The organism is Streptomyces sp. G5(2025) (genome assembly GCF_049542075.1).
Classification (GTDB): domain Bacteria; phylum Actinomycetota; class Actinomycetes; order Streptomycetales; family Streptomycetaceae; genus Streptomyces.
In genome coordinates, this window is sequence record NZ_JBMUZT010000006.1 from 3,857,221 (window position 1) to 3,872,687 (window position 15,467).

General features: G+C 67.9%; 14 protein-coding genes. 6 read left to right on the plus strand and 8 right to left on the minus strand.

The window, feature by feature from the left end; genetic code table 11:
• Positions 1–5: 5 nt before the first annotated feature.
• Both cydB and ACOBQB_RS28375 read right to left on the minus strand, forming a co-directional pair.
• Positions 6–1,013, minus strand: a complete 1,008-nt coding sequence (cydB, locus tag ACOBQB_RS28370) for a cytochrome d ubiquinol oxidase subunit II (RefSeq protein WP_423595506.1) — start codon at positions 1,011–1,013, stop codon at positions 6–8.
• 19 nt (positions 1,014–1,032) lie between these two features.
• Positions 1,033–2,589 (minus strand): cytochrome ubiquinol oxidase subunit I, encoded by a 1,557-nt coding sequence (locus ACOBQB_RS28375; RefSeq protein WP_423595508.1) that lies wholly within the window; start codon positions 2,587–2,589, stop codon positions 1,033–1,035.
• A gap of 290 nt (positions 2,590–2,879) precedes the next feature.
• On the opposite strand from ACOBQB_RS28375, the gene ACOBQB_RS28380 reads away from it, so the two are divergent.
• The gene (locus ACOBQB_RS28380; protein ID WP_423595510.1) at positions 2,880–3,275 is read left to right on the plus strand and encodes a cyclophilin-like fold protein; all 396 of its coding nucleotides are present in this window, start codon (positions 2,880–2,882) and stop codon (positions 3,273–3,275) included.
• 153 nt (positions 3,276–3,428) lie between these two features.
• On the opposite strand, the gene hisC is transcribed toward ACOBQB_RS28380, so the two are convergent.
• Positions 3,429–4,508 carry a histidinol-phosphate transaminase gene (gene hisC / locus ACOBQB_RS28385; protein ID WP_423595512.1) on the minus strand — a complete coding sequence of 360 codons (1,080 nt, stop codon included), beginning with the start codon at positions 4,506–4,508 and terminating at the stop codon, positions 3,429–3,431.
• 455 nt (positions 4,509–4,963) lie between these two features.
• On the opposite strand from hisC, the gene ACOBQB_RS28390 reads away from it, so the two are divergent.
• From ACOBQB_RS28390 to ACOBQB_RS28400, 3 genes are all read left to right on the plus strand, one after another.
• Positions 4,964–6,085: a LacI family DNA-binding transcriptional regulator gene (locus ACOBQB_RS28390; RefSeq protein WP_423595514.1), complete on the plus strand. Its 1,122-nt coding sequence runs from the start codon at positions 4,964–4,966 to the stop codon at positions 6,083–6,085.
• A 319-nt stretch (positions 6,086–6,404) separates the two neighbouring features.
• Entirely contained in the window at positions 6,405–7,466 is a 1,062-nt protein-coding gene (locus tag ACOBQB_RS28395; RefSeq protein WP_423595516.1) for a metallophosphoesterase, read from the plus strand.
• A gap of 227 nt (positions 7,467–7,693) precedes the next feature.
• Positions 7,694–8,608 carry a hypothetical protein gene (locus ACOBQB_RS28400; protein ID WP_423595518.1) on the plus strand — a complete coding sequence of 305 codons (915 nt, stop codon included), beginning with the start codon at positions 7,694–7,696 and terminating at the stop codon, positions 8,606–8,608.
• Between the two features lie 88 nt (positions 8,609–8,696).
• Here the strand turns inward: ACOBQB_RS28400 and thiC are convergent, their stop codons facing one another.
• Complete coding sequence (gene thiC, locus ACOBQB_RS28405; RefSeq protein WP_423595520.1) at positions 8,697–10,484, minus strand: phosphomethylpyrimidine synthase ThiC; 1,788 nt, start codon at positions 10,482–10,484, stop codon at positions 8,697–8,699.
• 218 nt (positions 10,485–10,702) lie between these two features.
• On the opposite strand from thiC, the gene ACOBQB_RS28410 reads away from it, so the two are divergent.
• A complete protein-coding gene (locus ACOBQB_RS28410; RefSeq protein ID WP_423595522.1) occupies positions 10,703–12,154 on the plus strand; it encodes a YibE/F family protein in 1,452 nt (483 codons plus the stop codon).
• Between the two features lie 271 nt (positions 12,155–12,425).
• On the opposite strand, the gene ACOBQB_RS28415 is transcribed toward ACOBQB_RS28410, so the two are convergent.
• The 4 genes from ACOBQB_RS28415 to ACOBQB_RS28430 form a co-directional block, all read right to left on the minus strand.
• Entirely contained in the window at positions 12,426–12,863 is a 438-nt protein-coding gene (locus ACOBQB_RS28415; RefSeq protein ID WP_423595524.1) for an SsgA family sporulation/cell division regulator, read from the minus strand.
• A 103-nt stretch (positions 12,864–12,966) separates the two neighbouring features.
• A complete protein-coding gene (locus ACOBQB_RS28420) occupies positions 12,967–13,692 on the minus strand; it encodes an IclR family transcriptional regulator (RefSeq protein WP_423598817.1) in 726 nt (241 codons plus the stop codon).
• A 537-nt stretch (positions 13,693–14,229) separates the two neighbouring features.
• On the minus strand, positions 14,230–14,451 hold the full coding sequence (locus ACOBQB_RS28425) for a DUF5326 family protein (protein WP_423595526.1): 222 nt from the start codon (positions 14,449–14,451) through the stop codon (positions 14,230–14,232).
• A 191-nt stretch (positions 14,452–14,642) separates the two neighbouring features.
• Positions 14,643–14,960: a cupin domain-containing protein gene (locus tag ACOBQB_RS28430; RefSeq protein WP_423595528.1), complete on the minus strand. Its 318-nt coding sequence runs from the start codon at positions 14,958–14,960 to the stop codon at positions 14,643–14,645.
• Positions 14,961–15,055: 95 nt separating this feature from the next.
• Here ACOBQB_RS28430 and ACOBQB_RS28435 point away from each other — a divergent pair, with 95 nt between their 5' ends.
• The gene (locus tag ACOBQB_RS28435) at positions 15,056–15,436 is read left to right on the plus strand and encodes a phage holin family protein (RefSeq protein ID WP_423595530.1); all 381 of its coding nucleotides are present in this window, start codon (positions 15,056–15,058) and stop codon (positions 15,434–15,436) included.
• The last annotated feature ends 31 nt before the right edge of the window (positions 15,437–15,467 follow it).

Consider the following 15,467-nt stretch of genomic DNA (forward strand, 5'->3'; position numbering starts at 1 on the left):
GAGGCTCAGTGGGCAGGGTCGGGCGCGATGTGCTGCGTACCGATCCGCTTGCGGAACACCCAGTACGTCCACCCCTGGTAGAGCATCACCACAGGCGCCGCGATGACGGCGCACCAGGTCATGATCTTCAGGGTGTACGGGCTGGACGAGGAGTTGGTGACCGTGAGGCTCCACTCGTCGTTCAGCGACGACGGCATGACGTTGGGGAAGAGCGTCAGGAAGAGCATCGCGACGGCGGCCGCGATCGTGATGCCGGAGAGTGCGAACGACCAGCCCTCACGCCCCGCCTTGATCGCCCCGACGGCCCCGAGCAGTGCCACGACCGCCACGATCATCGCGACCAGGCTCTTGCCGTCGCCCTTGTCCGCCTGGGTCCAGAGCAGAAAGCCGAGCGCCAGCACGGCCGTGACGAGCCCGAGGCCGAGTGCCGTCTTCCGCGCCCGCACCCGGATGTCGCCCACCGTCTTGAGCGCGGCGAACACCGCGCCGTGGAAGGTGAACAGCGTCAGAGTGACCAGACCGCCGAGGATCGCGTACGGATTGAGCAGGTCCCCGAAGGTGCCGACGTACTCCTTGTGAGCGTCGATCTTGACGCCGCGCGTGATGTTCCCGAAGGCCACGCCCCACATCACCGCCGGGATCAGCGACGTCCAGAAGATCGCGTGCTCCCAGTTGGTCTGCCACCGCTCCTCGGGCCGCTTGGCGCGGTACTCGAAGGCGACACCGCGCACGATGAGGCAGATCAGGATGATCAGCAGCGGCAGATAGAAGCCGGAGAAGAGCGTGGCGTACCACTCGGGGAAGGCGGCGAAGGTCGCGCCGCCCGCCGTGAGCAGCCACACCTCGTTGCCGTCCCACACGGGACCGATGGTGTTGATGAGGACGCGCTTCTCGACCCGGTTCCGGGCGAGCAGCTTGGTCAGGACCCCGATCCCGAAGTCGAAGCCCTCCAGGAAGAAGTAGCCGATCCACAGAACGGCGATCAGTACGAACCAGATGTCGTGGAGTTCCATGTCCTGAGCGCTCCTTCCTTCAGTACGAGAAGGCCATGGGCCGGTCGGCATCAGCGTCGGAATCGGAGTCCGAGCCCGAACCCGAGCCCTTGCCGGAGCCCGGGCCGCCGATCTTGGTGGGCGGGTTGAGGTCCGCCTCGGTCAGCTCGGGCGGGCCGAGGCGGACGTACTTGAGCAGCAGCTTCACCTCGACGACGGCGAGGATCGCGTAGATGAGCGTGAACCCGATCAGCGAGGTGAGCACCTCGCCCTGCGAGACGCCGGGCGAGACAGCGTCCTCGGTGCGCAGGACCCCGTAGACCACCCAGGGCTGACGGCCCGTCTCGGTGAAGATCCAGCCCCAGGCGGTGCCGATGAGAGGGAAGATCAGCGTCCACTGCGAGAGCCGCCACCACCAGGCACCCAGCTTCGGCGCCAGCTCCTTGTTCTTGGTGAGCATGAGCTTGGGGATGTCGTCCGCGCCCGTGCGGTGCTCCGGGGCGAGCCAGAACTTCCTCCGCGTCAGCCATAGGCCGGCGGTGCACAGGGCCATCGAGACGCCACCGAAACCGATCATCCAGCGGTACGACCAGTAGGCGGTGGGGATGTTGGGCCGGTAATCACCGGGCCCGAACTTCTCCTGTGCCTCCTTGTTGAGGTCGTTGATGCCGGGGATCTCGGCGTTGAAGTTGTTCTTGGCGAGGAAGGACAGGACCCCGGGGACCTCGATGGCGACCTTGTTGTGGCCCTCGGCGACATCGCCGTACGCGAAGATCGAGAAGGGCGCCGGCTTCTCCGACTCCCAGAGCGCCTCGGCGGCCGACATCTTCATCGGCTGCTGCTCGTACATGACCTTGCCGAGCGTGTCGGCGCTGACCACGGTGAGCAGGGTGCCGACGAAGGCCGTGACCAGGCCGAGCCGCAGCGACATGCGCATGGTGCGGATGTGCTGCTTCTTGCGCAGGTGGACGATGGCGATACCGGTCATGAAGGCGCCGCCGACCAGGATGGCCGCCGAGATGACGTGGAAGAAGTTGACGAGCGTCGTCTCCTGGAAGAGCACCTTCGCGAAATCGGTGAGCTCCGCGCGCTTGGCGCCGTCCCGCTCCACGATCTTGTAGCCGACCGGGTGCTGCATGAAGGCGTTCGCGGCGATGATGAAGTACGCCGACAGGATCGTGCCTATGGAGACGATCCAGATCGTGGCGCAGTGCAGCTTCTTCGGCAGCTTGTCCCAGCCGAAGATCCACAGGCCGATGAAGGTCGACTCGAAGAAGAACGCGATGAGGGCCTCGAAGGCCAGCGGCGCGCCGAAGACGTCACCGACGAAGCGCGAGTAGTCGGACCAGTTCATGCCGAACTGGAACTCCTGGACGATGCCGGTGACGACACCCATCGCGATGTTGATCAGGAACAGCTTTCCCCAGAACTTGGTCGCCCGGAGGTAGTGCTCCTTGCCCGTGCGTACCCACGCCGTCTCGAGGATCGCCGTGAGGGCGGCCAGCGAGATCGTCAGCGGCACGAACAGGAAGTGGTAGACGGTCGTGATGCCGAACTGCCATCGCGCCAGAGTCTCCGGCGCCAGAGCCAGGTCCACTGCGTCTCTCCTTACTCGCCTCAATCGCCTTGTCGGCCGTGACCATCACGGCGATTTGCCCCTGCTTGTCCGCTGATCTCCGGAGAAACCGGGGCGCTTGTGAACGCGTTCACATTCACAAGCATTATGGCGTACGGGGTTTCGTCACCCAAACGGGGGGTCCCCTGTCATCACCGGGAACCGCCGGGAGGCCGGGAAGGCGGCGGAAACCCGCCGGGAACGTGGAAAGACCCCGGAGGTGTGCCTCCAAGGCCTTCCCAAGAACTTCAACATATTGTTGAATCCGCCGCATGCATACGGAGCAGCACCAGCTACGGATACGCATCTCCTGGCCCGCCGGACACCTGACGGCGACGATCGAGGAGACCCCGACCGCGCAGGCCCTGGAGAAGGTCCTGCCGCTCGCCGCCACCGCGCAGACGTGGGGCGAGGAGGTCTACTTCGACACGGGCGTGAGCGTGCCGCGCGAGGCCGGCGCCCGGCAGGTCGTCGAACCGGGCACGGTCGCCTTCTGGCCCGACGGCGACGCCTTGGCCCTCCCCTACGGGCCCACGCCGATCTCGCGGGGCGACGAATGCCGCCTCGCGAGCCCGTGCAACGTCCTCGGGCGCCTCGACGGGGACCCCCGCCTGTTGTCGACGGTGCGAGCCGGCGACCCGATCCGCGTCGAGCGGGTCATGGACTGACGAGGACGCCCCCTCACTGGGAGGGGGCGTGAGGCGCGCCCTCAGCGAGGCGGGGGCGTGAGGAGCCGTCGGTGAGGCGGGGGCGTGAGGAGCCGCCGGTGAGGCGGGGGCGTGAGAAGCCGTCGGTGAGGCGGGGGCGTGAGGAGCCGTCGGCTAAAGCTCCTTGCGGAACGCCTCGGCCGCCTGGAGGAAGATGTCGTTGGCCTCGGTCTCACCGATCGTGGCCCGCATCCCCTCACCCGCGAACGGCCGCACCACCACGCCCGCCCGTTCACACGCCGCCGCGAAGTCGTTCGTCCGGTCCCCGAGCCGCAGCCACACGAAGTTCGCCTGCGTCTCTGGCACCGTCCAGCCCTGCCCGCGCAACGCCTCTACCACCCGCGTGCGCTCGGCGACCAGCGCCCCGACGCGGCCCATCAGCTCGTCCTCGGCCCGCAGCGAGGCCACCGCCGCGTCCTGCGCGAGCTGGCTCACGCCGAAGGGCACCGCTGTCTTGCGCAGCGCGGCGGCCACCGGCTCCTGGCCGATCGCGAAGCCCACCCGCAGGCCCGCGAGGCCGTACGCCTTCGAGAACGTACGAAGGACACAGACGTTCGGGCGCTCGCGGTAGATCTCGATGCCGTCCGGGACCTCGGGGTCACGGATGAACTCGCGGTACGCCTCGTCCAGCACGACCAGGACGTCCCGCGGCACCCGGTCGAGGAAGCGCTCCAGCTCGGCCCTGCGGACCGCGGTGCCGGTGGGGTTGTTGGGGTTGCAGACGAAGATGATGCGGGTGCGCTCGGTGATGGCGTCGGCCATCGCGTCCAGGTCGTGGACCTCGCCCTCCGTCAGCGGCACCCGCACCGACGTCGCGCCACTGACCTGGGTGATGATCGGGTACGCCTCGAAGGACCGCCACGCGTAGATGACCTCGTCACCCGGACCGGCGGTGGCCTGGATCAGCTGCTGGGCGACGCCGACGGAACCGGTGCCGGTGGCGATGTGCGAGACGGGCACGCCGAAGCGGTCGGCCAGTTCACTCATCAGGGCCGTACAGGCCAGGTCGGGGTAACGGTTGAAGGACCCGGCCGCCGCGACCGCGCTCTCCATGACCCCGGGGAGCGGCGGATAGGGATTCTCGTTGGAGGACAGCTTGTAGGCCGCCGGACCGCCGGTCGCGGCGGGCTTGCCCGGCTTGTAGGTGGGAATACCCTCCAGCTCGGCGCGCAGCCTCGGGCTCGTCTCGCTCACCGCAGTCCTCCTCGTACCAGTACCGGCAACAGTTCGAATACTGCTCACCTTATGAGGATTCGGCGCCGGCGCGAATGGCCTCCGGCGATCTGTGTACGACTGCGTGCACGACTCCGTGCAAGACGCCGCACAAGACTCCGTGCAAGACGCCGCACAAGACTCCGCGTAAGACGCCGTGTACGACAGGGGGGCGCCCACCTGTCGTCCGCGCGCCGGTGGCTCGCTCCGTGGCGCGCATCCCCCGTGAAGGTGAGTTGAGGCCTCTCGATACCTCCGCGAATCCTCGCGCATTTGGCAGGTCCACGCGCGACGATCAGCGGCAGCTAACGCTTACACCGCCAACCCCCTTGTATTCCAAGGTCATTGACGCGACGACGCCATGCAGAAACGTGCCTGTCAACGAGTGAATATGCGTCCGCCCTACCCACCCCGATGAGCCCTACTATCGGTTCGCCATGACAGCAGCAGGGAAGCACCAGGTGAGCCGAGCGGAGACCGCCCGCCGGAGCAACCGGCAGAACAGAGCGGGCATCAGAGACGTCGCCGCCGCCGCCGGTGTCTCCATCACGACTGTCTCCGATGCCCTCAACGGCAAGGGGCGGCTGCCCGACGCCACCCGACGCCACGTCCGCGAGGTCGCGGAGCGGCTGGGCTATCGCCCCTCCGCCGCGGCCCGAACCCTCCGTACCGGCAAGTCCGGCCTCATCGGCCTGACCGTGACCACGTACGGGGATGAACCTTTCACCTTCACCGAGTTCCCCTACTTCGCGGAGATGGCCAGAGCCGCCACCTCCGCCGCCCTCGCCCGCGGCTACGCCCTGGTGATCCTCCCGGCCACGTCGCGCCGCAGCCCGGTCGACGTCTGGTCCAACGTCGCGCTCGACGGCACCGTCGTCGTCGACCCCTCCGACCACGACCCGGTCGTCAGCGAGCTGGTCAGACAAGGCCTGCCGGTGGTCTCCGACGGCCGCCCAGCGGGCTCCCTGCCCGTCACGGCCTGGGTCGACAACGACCACGAGGCCGCGGTCCTGAACATCCTCGACCACCTCGCGGCGGCGGGCGCCCGCCGGATCGGCCTCCTCACCGGCAACACCACGGACACCTACACGAACCTGTCCACGACCGCCTACCTGCACTGGTGCGAGCGGATCGGACAGGACCCGGTCTACGAGTCCTACCCCGCCCACGACCCGTGCGCGGGTGCCGTGGCCGCCGACCGGCTGCTCGCCAGACCCGACCGCCCCGACGCCGTCTACGGCCTCTTCGACCCCAACGGCACCGACCTGCTCGCCGCCGCCCGGCGGTACGGCCTGCGCGTCCCGGACGACCTGCTGCTCGTCTGCTGTAGCGAGTCCGCGGTGTACGCCACCACGGAACCGCCCATCACCACGCTCTCCCTCAAGCCGAGGCGTATCGGCACGGCCGTCGTGCAGCTCCTCATCGACGCCATCGAGGGGCTCGACGCGGACCGGCCCGTCGAGCAGGTGATACCGACCGAACTGATCGTGCGCACCTCGTCCGAGCGACGTCCCCCACGCACGACGGTGAGCCCGCCCCGCTCATCGGGCTCCGGCTGACCCAGACGGTTGTTACTGACCCAGACGGCTACTGACCCATACGGATTGCTGACCCAGACAGATTGCTGACCCAGACGATTTCGGGCAGAGGTGGGCCATCAACCCGCCAAAGTGGGTTACCAACCCACCACCAGCGGGGAAACCTCTGCCCAATTCGGGAGAAATCATCGGTGAACCGGGGCTGGGGACCGATTCACCACCCCTGGTGCACCACACAGCGGGAGCCGCATTCCTATGATGGGCGGACGACACCGCGGGCCGCTGCGACCAGGCAGTCCGTTCTCGGTGCAGATGCGGCGCAATGGTGGTGGAGGGGTCGATGACTCAGGGGGCCGGTCAGGGACCCGATGTGCGGACGGCGACGCTGCGCGACTTCCGCGTACCGGCGTACGTCCATGAGACGACCGGCCCCGCAGAGGTGAGCCCTCCGGTGCCGGCTCCGGGGGGGCTGCCGGACGACGGCTACACCCCCACCCAGCGTGACCTGCCAATCATCAACCGCGGCGACACGGTCCAGGTGCAGGTCATGCCGGACTCCCCGCAGCCGAGGCCGAGCGGCGAGCACGGCCCGCTGTTCGTCGTGGGCGACGTGCACGGCTATCTGGACGAGCTCCTCGCGGCACTCCAGGAACAGGGCCTCATCGATACCGACGGCAACTGGTCGGCGGGCAACGCGCGCCTGTGGTTCCTCGGCGACTTCACCGACCGCGGGCCCGACGGCATCGGCGTCATCGACCTCGTGATGCGGCTGTCCGCCGAGGCCGCGGCCGCCGGCGGCTACTGCAAGGCGCTCATGGGCAACCACGAGCTGCTCCTGCTCGGTGCCAAGCGTTTCGGCGACACGCCCGTCAACTCCGGCGCGGGCACCGCCACCTTCCAGGCAGCCTGGCTGCTCAACGGCGGCCAGAAGACCGATATGGAGCGCCTGGAGGACCACCACCTCCAGTGGATGGCCCGGCTCGACGCGATGGAGGAGGCCGACGGCCATCTCCTCGTACACTCCGACACGACCGCCTATCTGGACTACGGCGACTCGATCGAGGCGGTGAACGACACCATCCGCGAGACCCTCACCCGCAACGACGCCGACGAGTGCTGGGACCTCTTCCGCAAGTTCACCAAGCGCTTCGCCTTCCGCGACGAGTCGGGCCCCTCGGCCGTACGCGAGCTCCTGGACGTGTACGGCGGCACGCGCATCGTCCACGGCCACAGCCCCATCCCCTACCTCCTGGGTGACGTCGGCTCCGAGGACGAGTCGGACGGCGGCGGACCGGTCATCGAGGGACCGCACGTCTACGCCGGTGGCCTGGCCATCGCCATGGACGGCGGAGTGACCATGGCCGGAAAACTGCTGGTCCGCCAACTGCCCCTGGCTATCTGAGCGTTCACAGGGCAGGCGCCCTATACGGGACTCCTCACGGGGCCCCTCATGGGGTCCCTTACAGGATCCCTTACACGGTCACGCCGACCAGGGGCGCCAATTCTGGAAACCCCCTGTCACCGCGTGCTGTCACGGCTCTACCATCGGCTTATCCGTAGCAGGCTCCCCTCCGTTTCTGCCCGACGGCTCGTAGCCATGCGAGCCTTAGCCCTACGGAGCATCGGGGGATGCACATGAACAGCGCTCCACACCTGCTCAATGAGGACCGCCCCGCATACGAGCGGATCCTCGACGAGGCGCTGCGCACCGCACCTGACCGTCCTGAACTCGCCGCAGTGGGCCGGCGGCTCAACACCGAACAACTGCGCACCATGGCCCTGAACGCGACAGCACTGATCACGGCCGCCGCCGCGGCCGAATACGCGCACTACGTGAAGGTTCGCGAGGAGTTGCGCGAACCTCGACCGTCCTCCACCTCGGTACGTGAAGGGAGCGGACAGAGCGCCGCGGAGTCCGGCTCCGGCGGCGTCGGCCTCGCCACGACGATGGGCGAGGTCGCCGAACCGGCGGCCGCGGCGGGAGCCGGGGCGATCGCCGTCGTCGCGGTCCTCGCACCCGTCCTCGCGGGGGCGGCCGCCGCGATCTTCCTGCTCGTCGGCTACATCCTGAAGATGCTCAACCCCGAGCCCGCCTTCGCGGACACCCTGCTCACCGCGGGCTGGCTGTTCGGCGCGCTCACCGCCGGGGGCATCCTGGTCGCCGCGGTCGGTCTGCTCCTGACGGCCCTGCGAAACGGCGCCACGTCGCTCCAGGCGGAACCTCACGGCGAGCAGTACGAGGAAGTGTCCCGAGCCAGGGAGGCCTGGGGACAGGCACTTCTCGAACGGGGTGTCGTGCCGTTCCTGCGGGAGGCTCTGGCGGATCCGGGCGCGGCTCCCGCGACCCGCGCGCCGTCGCAAGGGGCCGGGAGTGCCACATCGACCGGCGGTGCCGCATCGAGGGGCCGCATGCCTCAACTCGGCTACCACCGACCGGGGTTCAGCAGTCCGGACGGTGGCCCCGCGACGGGATCACGGCCGAGCTTTTCGAGCCCCGACTTCTCCAGCCCGGACTTCGGCGGCCCCGAACACAAGCTGGAGTAGCCGCCCGGATGTCCGCAGAGTCAGTCCTCGCGACACTCTGCGGACACCCTTCCGGACACCCTTCCTGCGCGAAACAAACGGGGTTCGCTCAGTCGGCGATCGGCAGATAGACCCGGTTGCCGGCGGCGGCGAACTCCTTGGACTTCTGCTCCATGCCCGCCTCGATCTCGCCTTCCGCCAGGTCACCGCCGTGCTGACGGCGGATGTCCTGGGAGATCTTCATCGAGCAGAACTTCGGCCCGCACATCGAGCAGAAGTGCGCCGTCTTCGCGGGCTCGGCCGGCAGCGTCTCGTCGTGGAACTCCCGCGCCGTGACGGGGTCGAGCGCGAGGTTGAACTGGTCCTCCCAACGGAACTCGAAGCGTGCGTCGGAGAGCGCGTCGTCCCAGTCCTGCGCGCCCGGATGCCCCTTGGCGAGGTCGGCCGCGTGCGCCGCGATCTTGTACGTGATGACGCCGGTCTTCACGTCGTCGCGGTTGGGCAGGCCCAGGTGCTCCTTCGGCGTGACGTAGCAGAGCATGGCCGTGCCCCACCAGCCGATCATCGCGGCGCCGATGCCCGAGGTGATGTGGTCGTAGGCGGGCGCGATGTCCGTGGTCAGCGGGCCGAGCGTGTAGAACGGCGCCTCCTCGCAGATCTCCTGCTGGAGGTCGATGTTCTCCTTGATCTTGTGCATCGGGACGTGACCGGGGCCCTCGATCATCGTCTGTACGTTGTGACGCTTGGCGATCGTGTTGAGCTCCCCGAGGGTCCTGAGCTCGGCGAACTGCGCCTCGTCATTGGCATCCGCGATCGAACCGGGCCGCAGGCCGTCGCCGAGCGAGTACGTCACGTCGTACGCCGCGAGGATCTCGCACAGCTCCTCGAAGTGCTCGTAGAGGAAGCTCTCCTTGTGGTGCGCGAGGCACCAGGCGGCCATGATCGAGCCGCCGCGCGAGACGATGCCGGTCTTGCGACGGGCGGTGAGCGGGACGTACGGCAGGCGCACACCGGCGTGCACCGTCATGTAGTCCACGCCCTGCTCGGCCTGTTCGATGACCGTGTCCTTGTAGATCTCCCAGGTCAGCTCCTCGGCCTTGCCGTCGACCTTCTCCAGGGCCTGGTAGAGCGGCACGGTGCCGATCGGCACGGGGGAGTTGCGCAGGACCCACTCGCGGGTGGTGTGGATGTTGCGGCCGGTGGAGAGGTCCATGACCGTGTCGGCGCCCCATTGGGTCGCCCAGGTCATCTTGTCCACCTCCTCCTCGATGGAGGACGTGACCGCGGAGTTGCCGATGTTGGCGTTCACCTTCACCAGGAACTTCTTGCCGATGATCATCGGCTCGATCTCCGGGTGATTGACGTTGGCCGGGATCACGGCGCGCCCGGCGGCGACCTCCTCCCGCACGACCTCGGGGTCCATGTTCTCGCGGATCCCGATGAACTCCATCTCGGGCGTGATCTCGCCGCGCCGGGCGTACGCGAGCTGCGTCACCGCCTGACCCGGGCGGCCGCGACGCGGCTGGCGGGGGCGGCCGGGGAAGACCGCGTCGAGGTTCTTGAGCCCGCCGCGCGGCGAGGTGTGCTTGATGCCGTCGTCCTCGGGGCGAGGCGGACGGCCCACGTACTCCTCGGTGTCGCCGCGGGCGATGATCCAGTTCTCCCGCAGCGGCGGCAGGCCGCGGCGGACGTCGGTCTCGGCGGACGGGTCGGTGTACGGACCCGAGGTGTCGTACAGGGTGACGGCCTTGCCGTTGGTGAGGTGCACCTGACGGACCGGCACGCGCAGATCGGGGCGGGAGCCCTCGATGTACGCCTTGTGCCAGCCGATGGACTTCCCGGCCTCCGCGCCCTGGGGCGTGCTGGAGGCAGGCGTGCGTGCGTCCGATGTGGTCATGAGACCTACTCCCTACGCCGGCATTACCCGGTAACAGGTTCGGCGGTCGACGCAGCGGATTCCGTACGTTCATGCACGACTCGTGCCGTTTCGTACGGAGGTCAGCGCCCTCTCAGCCCGGTGCTCCGAGCTCCCGCGATTGCAAAGGTGGCTCCACGCTAGCGTCATGTCGGCCACGCTGAACAGAGGGCCCCCTCTGTTCTTGCGATGATCGGTCAGTGACCACCACACCCCCGCCGCCGCCTCCGCCCTCGCGACCACCCCACTCCGGCCCGTCCCCGGAAGGCCACGGGCACGGGCCCGGGCCCGGACACGAACACGAACACGGAAAGGGAAAGGGACACGGAAACGGACACGGCCATACGCACAGCCATGGCCCGGCCGCGCCCGTCTCCCAGCATCTGCGCAAGGTCATCGCGGCAGTGCTGATCCCCTTCGCCACCGCGGTCGTCGTGGGCCTGTTCGTCCTGTGGCCGGGCGGGACGCCCAGCCATGAACGCACCGGTGTCGGCTTCGACCGGCAGACCCAGTCGGCGACGGTCGCCAAGGTGCAGGAACTGCCCTGCAAGGACCTCAACCCCTCGCAGCCCCAGCCGAACGGCGACACCTCCACCCCCGAGGGCCAGACCGCCCAGTCGCGCGCCGAGGGCACCTGCAAGAAGGCGCTGATCGAGGTGACCACCGGCGACGACAAGGGCCGTACGTTCACCGAGATCATCCAGCCGGACTCGCCCCGGCAACTGCACAAGGGCCAAGAGGTGGTGGTCGCCTACGAGCCCAAGGCGCCCGAGGGCCTGCAGTATTCGGTGACCGACGTGAACCGCAAGTTCCCAATGGCGCTGCTCGCCGGCATCTTCGCGCTGGCCGTCGTGGTGGTAGGGCGGCTGCGCGGTGTCATGGCCCTGGTCGCACTCACCATCAGCTTCCTGGTTCTCACCTTCTTCATCCTGCCGGCGATCCTCCAGGGCTCGAACCCGCTGGTCGTGGCGGTGATCGGGGCGAGCGCCATCATGCTGGTCGCGCTCTATCTCTGCCATGGCCTCACAGCCCGTACCTCCGTCGCGGTGCTCGGCACCCTCATCTCCCTCCTCCTGATCGGCCTGCTCGGCTCCCTGTTCATCGGCTGGGCCGCGCTGACCGGCAACACGGACGACAACACCGGTCTCATCCACGGCCTGTATCCGTCCATCGACATGAGCGGCCTGCTGCTCGCGGGCGTCATCATCGGCTCACTCGGTGTACTCGACGACGTGACGGTCACCCAGACCTCGGCGGTCTGGGAACTGCACCAGGCCAACCCGACCATGGGCTGGCGCGGCCTCTACCGCGCGGGCATCCGCATCGGCCGCGACCACATCGCCTCGGTCGTCAACACCCTCGTCCTCGCCTACGCGGGCGCCGCGCTGCCCCTGCTGCTGCTCTTCTCGATCGCGCAGTCCAGCGTGGGCACGGTCGCCAACAGCGAGTTGGTCGCCGAGGAGATCGTGCGCACCTTGATCGGCTCGATCGGCCTGGTCGCGTCGGTACCGGTGACCACCGCGCTGGCCGCCCTGGTCGTCTCCGCCGACCGCTCCACCACCGGCTCAGGCCCCGGCACCCCGGCCACGGCCACCGGCACCCCCGCTCCCCGCTCCTCCCGTGGCGGTAAGGGCCGCCGCCGCAAGGCCTGACTCCGGAGGGACGCGTACGTGCCTCTCATGCGGGGCGGGGGGTGACGCACGGTTCTCACGCGGGGCGGGGAGCGACGCGACGTCACATGCGGCGCCAAGGCGGGTGGTGGCATGGGCGCCGGGCGCGGGCGCCCACGCGTGGGCGTCACGTGCGGGCGCCACAACGCAGGCGCTACTGCCCCTGGGCCGATGAGGGAACGGCCCGGGGACGGCCCGACCGAACGCAAAATGCACCAATCTGCCATTCATATTCGCCCACCGGGCCAGCTCGTCAACCTGCGTTCTGCTCCTCCCCCAGGATCCGGTCGAGCGCCTCGTCGAGGTGCGCGTCGAAGTCGGCGAGCGCCCGCTCCTGTCCGAGCGGCACCAACTTGTCCGTCCGGTCCAGGAAGGCGAGCAGCGGCGGAATACCCACCCGGAACAGCGCCTGGTCCGGACCGACCTGAAGTCTGATCAGCGCCTCGTCCATCAACTCGGGATCAGTGGGCTCGATACGCACATCCCCGACCCCGCACGGCCTTCCCACCCCGTCGATCAACAGCTCCCGGCCGAATGCCCAGGTCACCGGAGCATCACCGGGCAGATGGAACGTCAGCCGCACGGCAAATGGATCGCCGGTCTCATAGCGCAACTCCACCGGGATACGAAACGACAGCTCCTCAGAAACAAGGAAGCTCATCATGACCTCTGCCTGAACCGTCTCGTCCATCGCGCCCTACCCCGTCACTTGGCTTTCAAGTGGCCAGGAACCAACTCCCTGACACTCATGGCATCTTGCTTAACGTATACACCAGATCACAAGGAGTGAGTTTTCAGATGCTGATAGAGAAGGCGAGCGTCCCTAGTAGCTTTCCGATCTCACGTTGCAATCTCTCCGCCGCGGGCAGCAGCCGATCCGCCTGACCTGCGGGCACGGAAATGGCGAGAGTCGCCGCGGTGTCGCCCGCCAAGATCGGAATCGCCGCGCAGACCGTCCCCAACGCGTACTCCTGACGCTCCACTACGGGCCTCATCCGCTCCATCGTGTCGAGCCGACGCAGAAACGTGCGGTCGTCGCGGACCGAGTAACGCGTGATCGACTGAACCGGATAACGATCAAGGTGGTCCTGCCGCCCCTCGTCGTCGAGCTGGGAGAGCAGGCACTGCCCGATGGCGTGGGCGTGACCCGTCTCTCGGAAATCGGCCCACTCCTCGACCGCGGGGTTGCCGGGGGTGTCGGAGACCGCCACGACCTCGATCTCGCCCTCGCGGTAGACGGCGAAGTACACCGGCACCCCGATGACGTCCCGGCAGTGCGCCAGGGCATCACCGATCACGCCGCGACGATTTTGCTGAGCCCCGCTGCTGCTGAGCCGCTCGGCCGCCTCGCCGAGCACGAACACTCCTTTCTCGCGGCGCAGATAGCCCTCGTGGGTCAGCGTGCGCAGCAGGTGGTAGGCGGTGGGCAGAGCCAGTCCCGCCTCGCGGGCCAGTTGCTTGGCGGGCGCCCCGTCCGAGTGCGTGGCTGCGGCTTCCAGCAGCCGTATGGCCCGCTGCACGGAGCCGATGAGGGTGGGCGCGACGGTGGCGGCGTCGGGCGGTGAGGTGGTGGAGCCGGGCGGTGGGGTAGCGGTGGTGGAGCCCGGCGGTGGGGTGGCCTTCCCGTCAGCCCGTGGAGGGGTGGCGGCAGCCGGTGAAAGGGTGCCGGCGGCAGGCGGTGAGGGGGGAGGCGTCGGTCCTTGCAGGGGGATGGCGGTCGGCGAGGTGGAGATTCCGACCGGTGAAGTGGAGGCGTCGACCGCGGCCAAGGTTCACTCCCGAAGCGCGTGGGGGGCCGCCCGTGTCCGAAGGAACACGGGAGGGCAATGCGCCCGTCCGCGGGGAACAGCCCCGCGTCGGTTTTCGGACTCTAACCCTTGGCCACCGCTCCTCGGCCGTCTGCGGGGAAACTTCCCCCGGCCGAGGGACCCGTTTCGAAGAGTCCCCGTCAGGCAGTGACCACTCGGCACGTAACCGCTACAGCAACGGCCTTAAATGATCAGAGCCCGGTAATCATATGAACCATTGGTAACCGAGCAGGAGTCACCACTCAGTGGTCACCAATCGGTGCGGGACGAGGACGCGCCGGATATGAACTTCCGTACGACATAGATGAGTCCACCGACCAAGGCGACGAATAGCAGCGCCTTGAAGAGCAGGCTGACGACGAAACCGACAACAGTCGCTATTACGCCGCCGAACACGACCAAGGCGATGACGGGTACGGCCACCCACTTCACCCACCACGGCATTCCCGCAAAGATCTCCTTCGCTGCCATCGTCCTTACCTCTCTCCGCACACTTTACGTCGGTACGGGAGCCCGAATGTACGCAGGCTCCCGACTTCTTGTATTCGATGCTAGAGCGCCAAAGCCCTCTGCGGGGGCCGCGCAGCCCCTGTCCTCCCCTGATCCGACCCTGAGAGAACCCCGAGGTCATAGCCCCGAACCCCTCGGTCTCCAGGGGGAGATCAGGCCTCGGGCGGAGAGAAGACGACCAGGACCCGAAGGTCCTCGCTGATGTGGTGGAACTTGTGGGCCACCCCGGCCGGCACGTACACGACGCTGCCGCGCGCGACCGACGTGGTCTCCATGCCGACCGTGATCGAGGCGCGGCCGCTGACGACCATGTACACCTCGTCCTGTCCGTGCGGCTGCTGCGGGTCGGACTCCCCCGCATTGAGCGCGTAGAGACCGACCGACATGTTCCGCTCCCGCAGAAACTGCAGATACGCCCCGTCGTTCGCGACGCGTTCCGCCTCCAGATCGTCCAGCCGGAATGCCTTCATCGCCCTCTTACGCCCCTCGCTGGTGCTCGTCCTGCGGATTCTCGCCGGTCTCGTGACCCGACCGCTTCCGGTCCATGTCTGCCACGATCAGACACATGAAGAATTTCGTAGTCAAGACGATCGCCAACGCCGCGGCCCTGGCCGTGGCCGTATGGCTGCTCGACAAGATCACGCTGACCGGTGGCAGCACCGGCAAGAAGATCGGCACCCTGCTCGTCGTCGCGCTGCTGTTCGGACTGGTGAACTTCCTGGTCAAGCCGGTGGTGAAGGTCCTCACCTTCCCGCTGTTCATCCTGTCCCTGGGCCTGATCACTCTCGTGGTCAACGCCCTGATGCTGCTGCTCACCTCGTGGCTGGCCGACAAGTTCGACGTCAGCTTCCATGTGGAGGGCTTCTGGACCGCCGTCCTGGGCGGCCTGATCATCTCGATCGTGTCCTGGGCCATGAACATGGTGCTCCCGGACGACAAGGACTGATCGGCATGACGGACTCTTCGGCGCCAGGCGG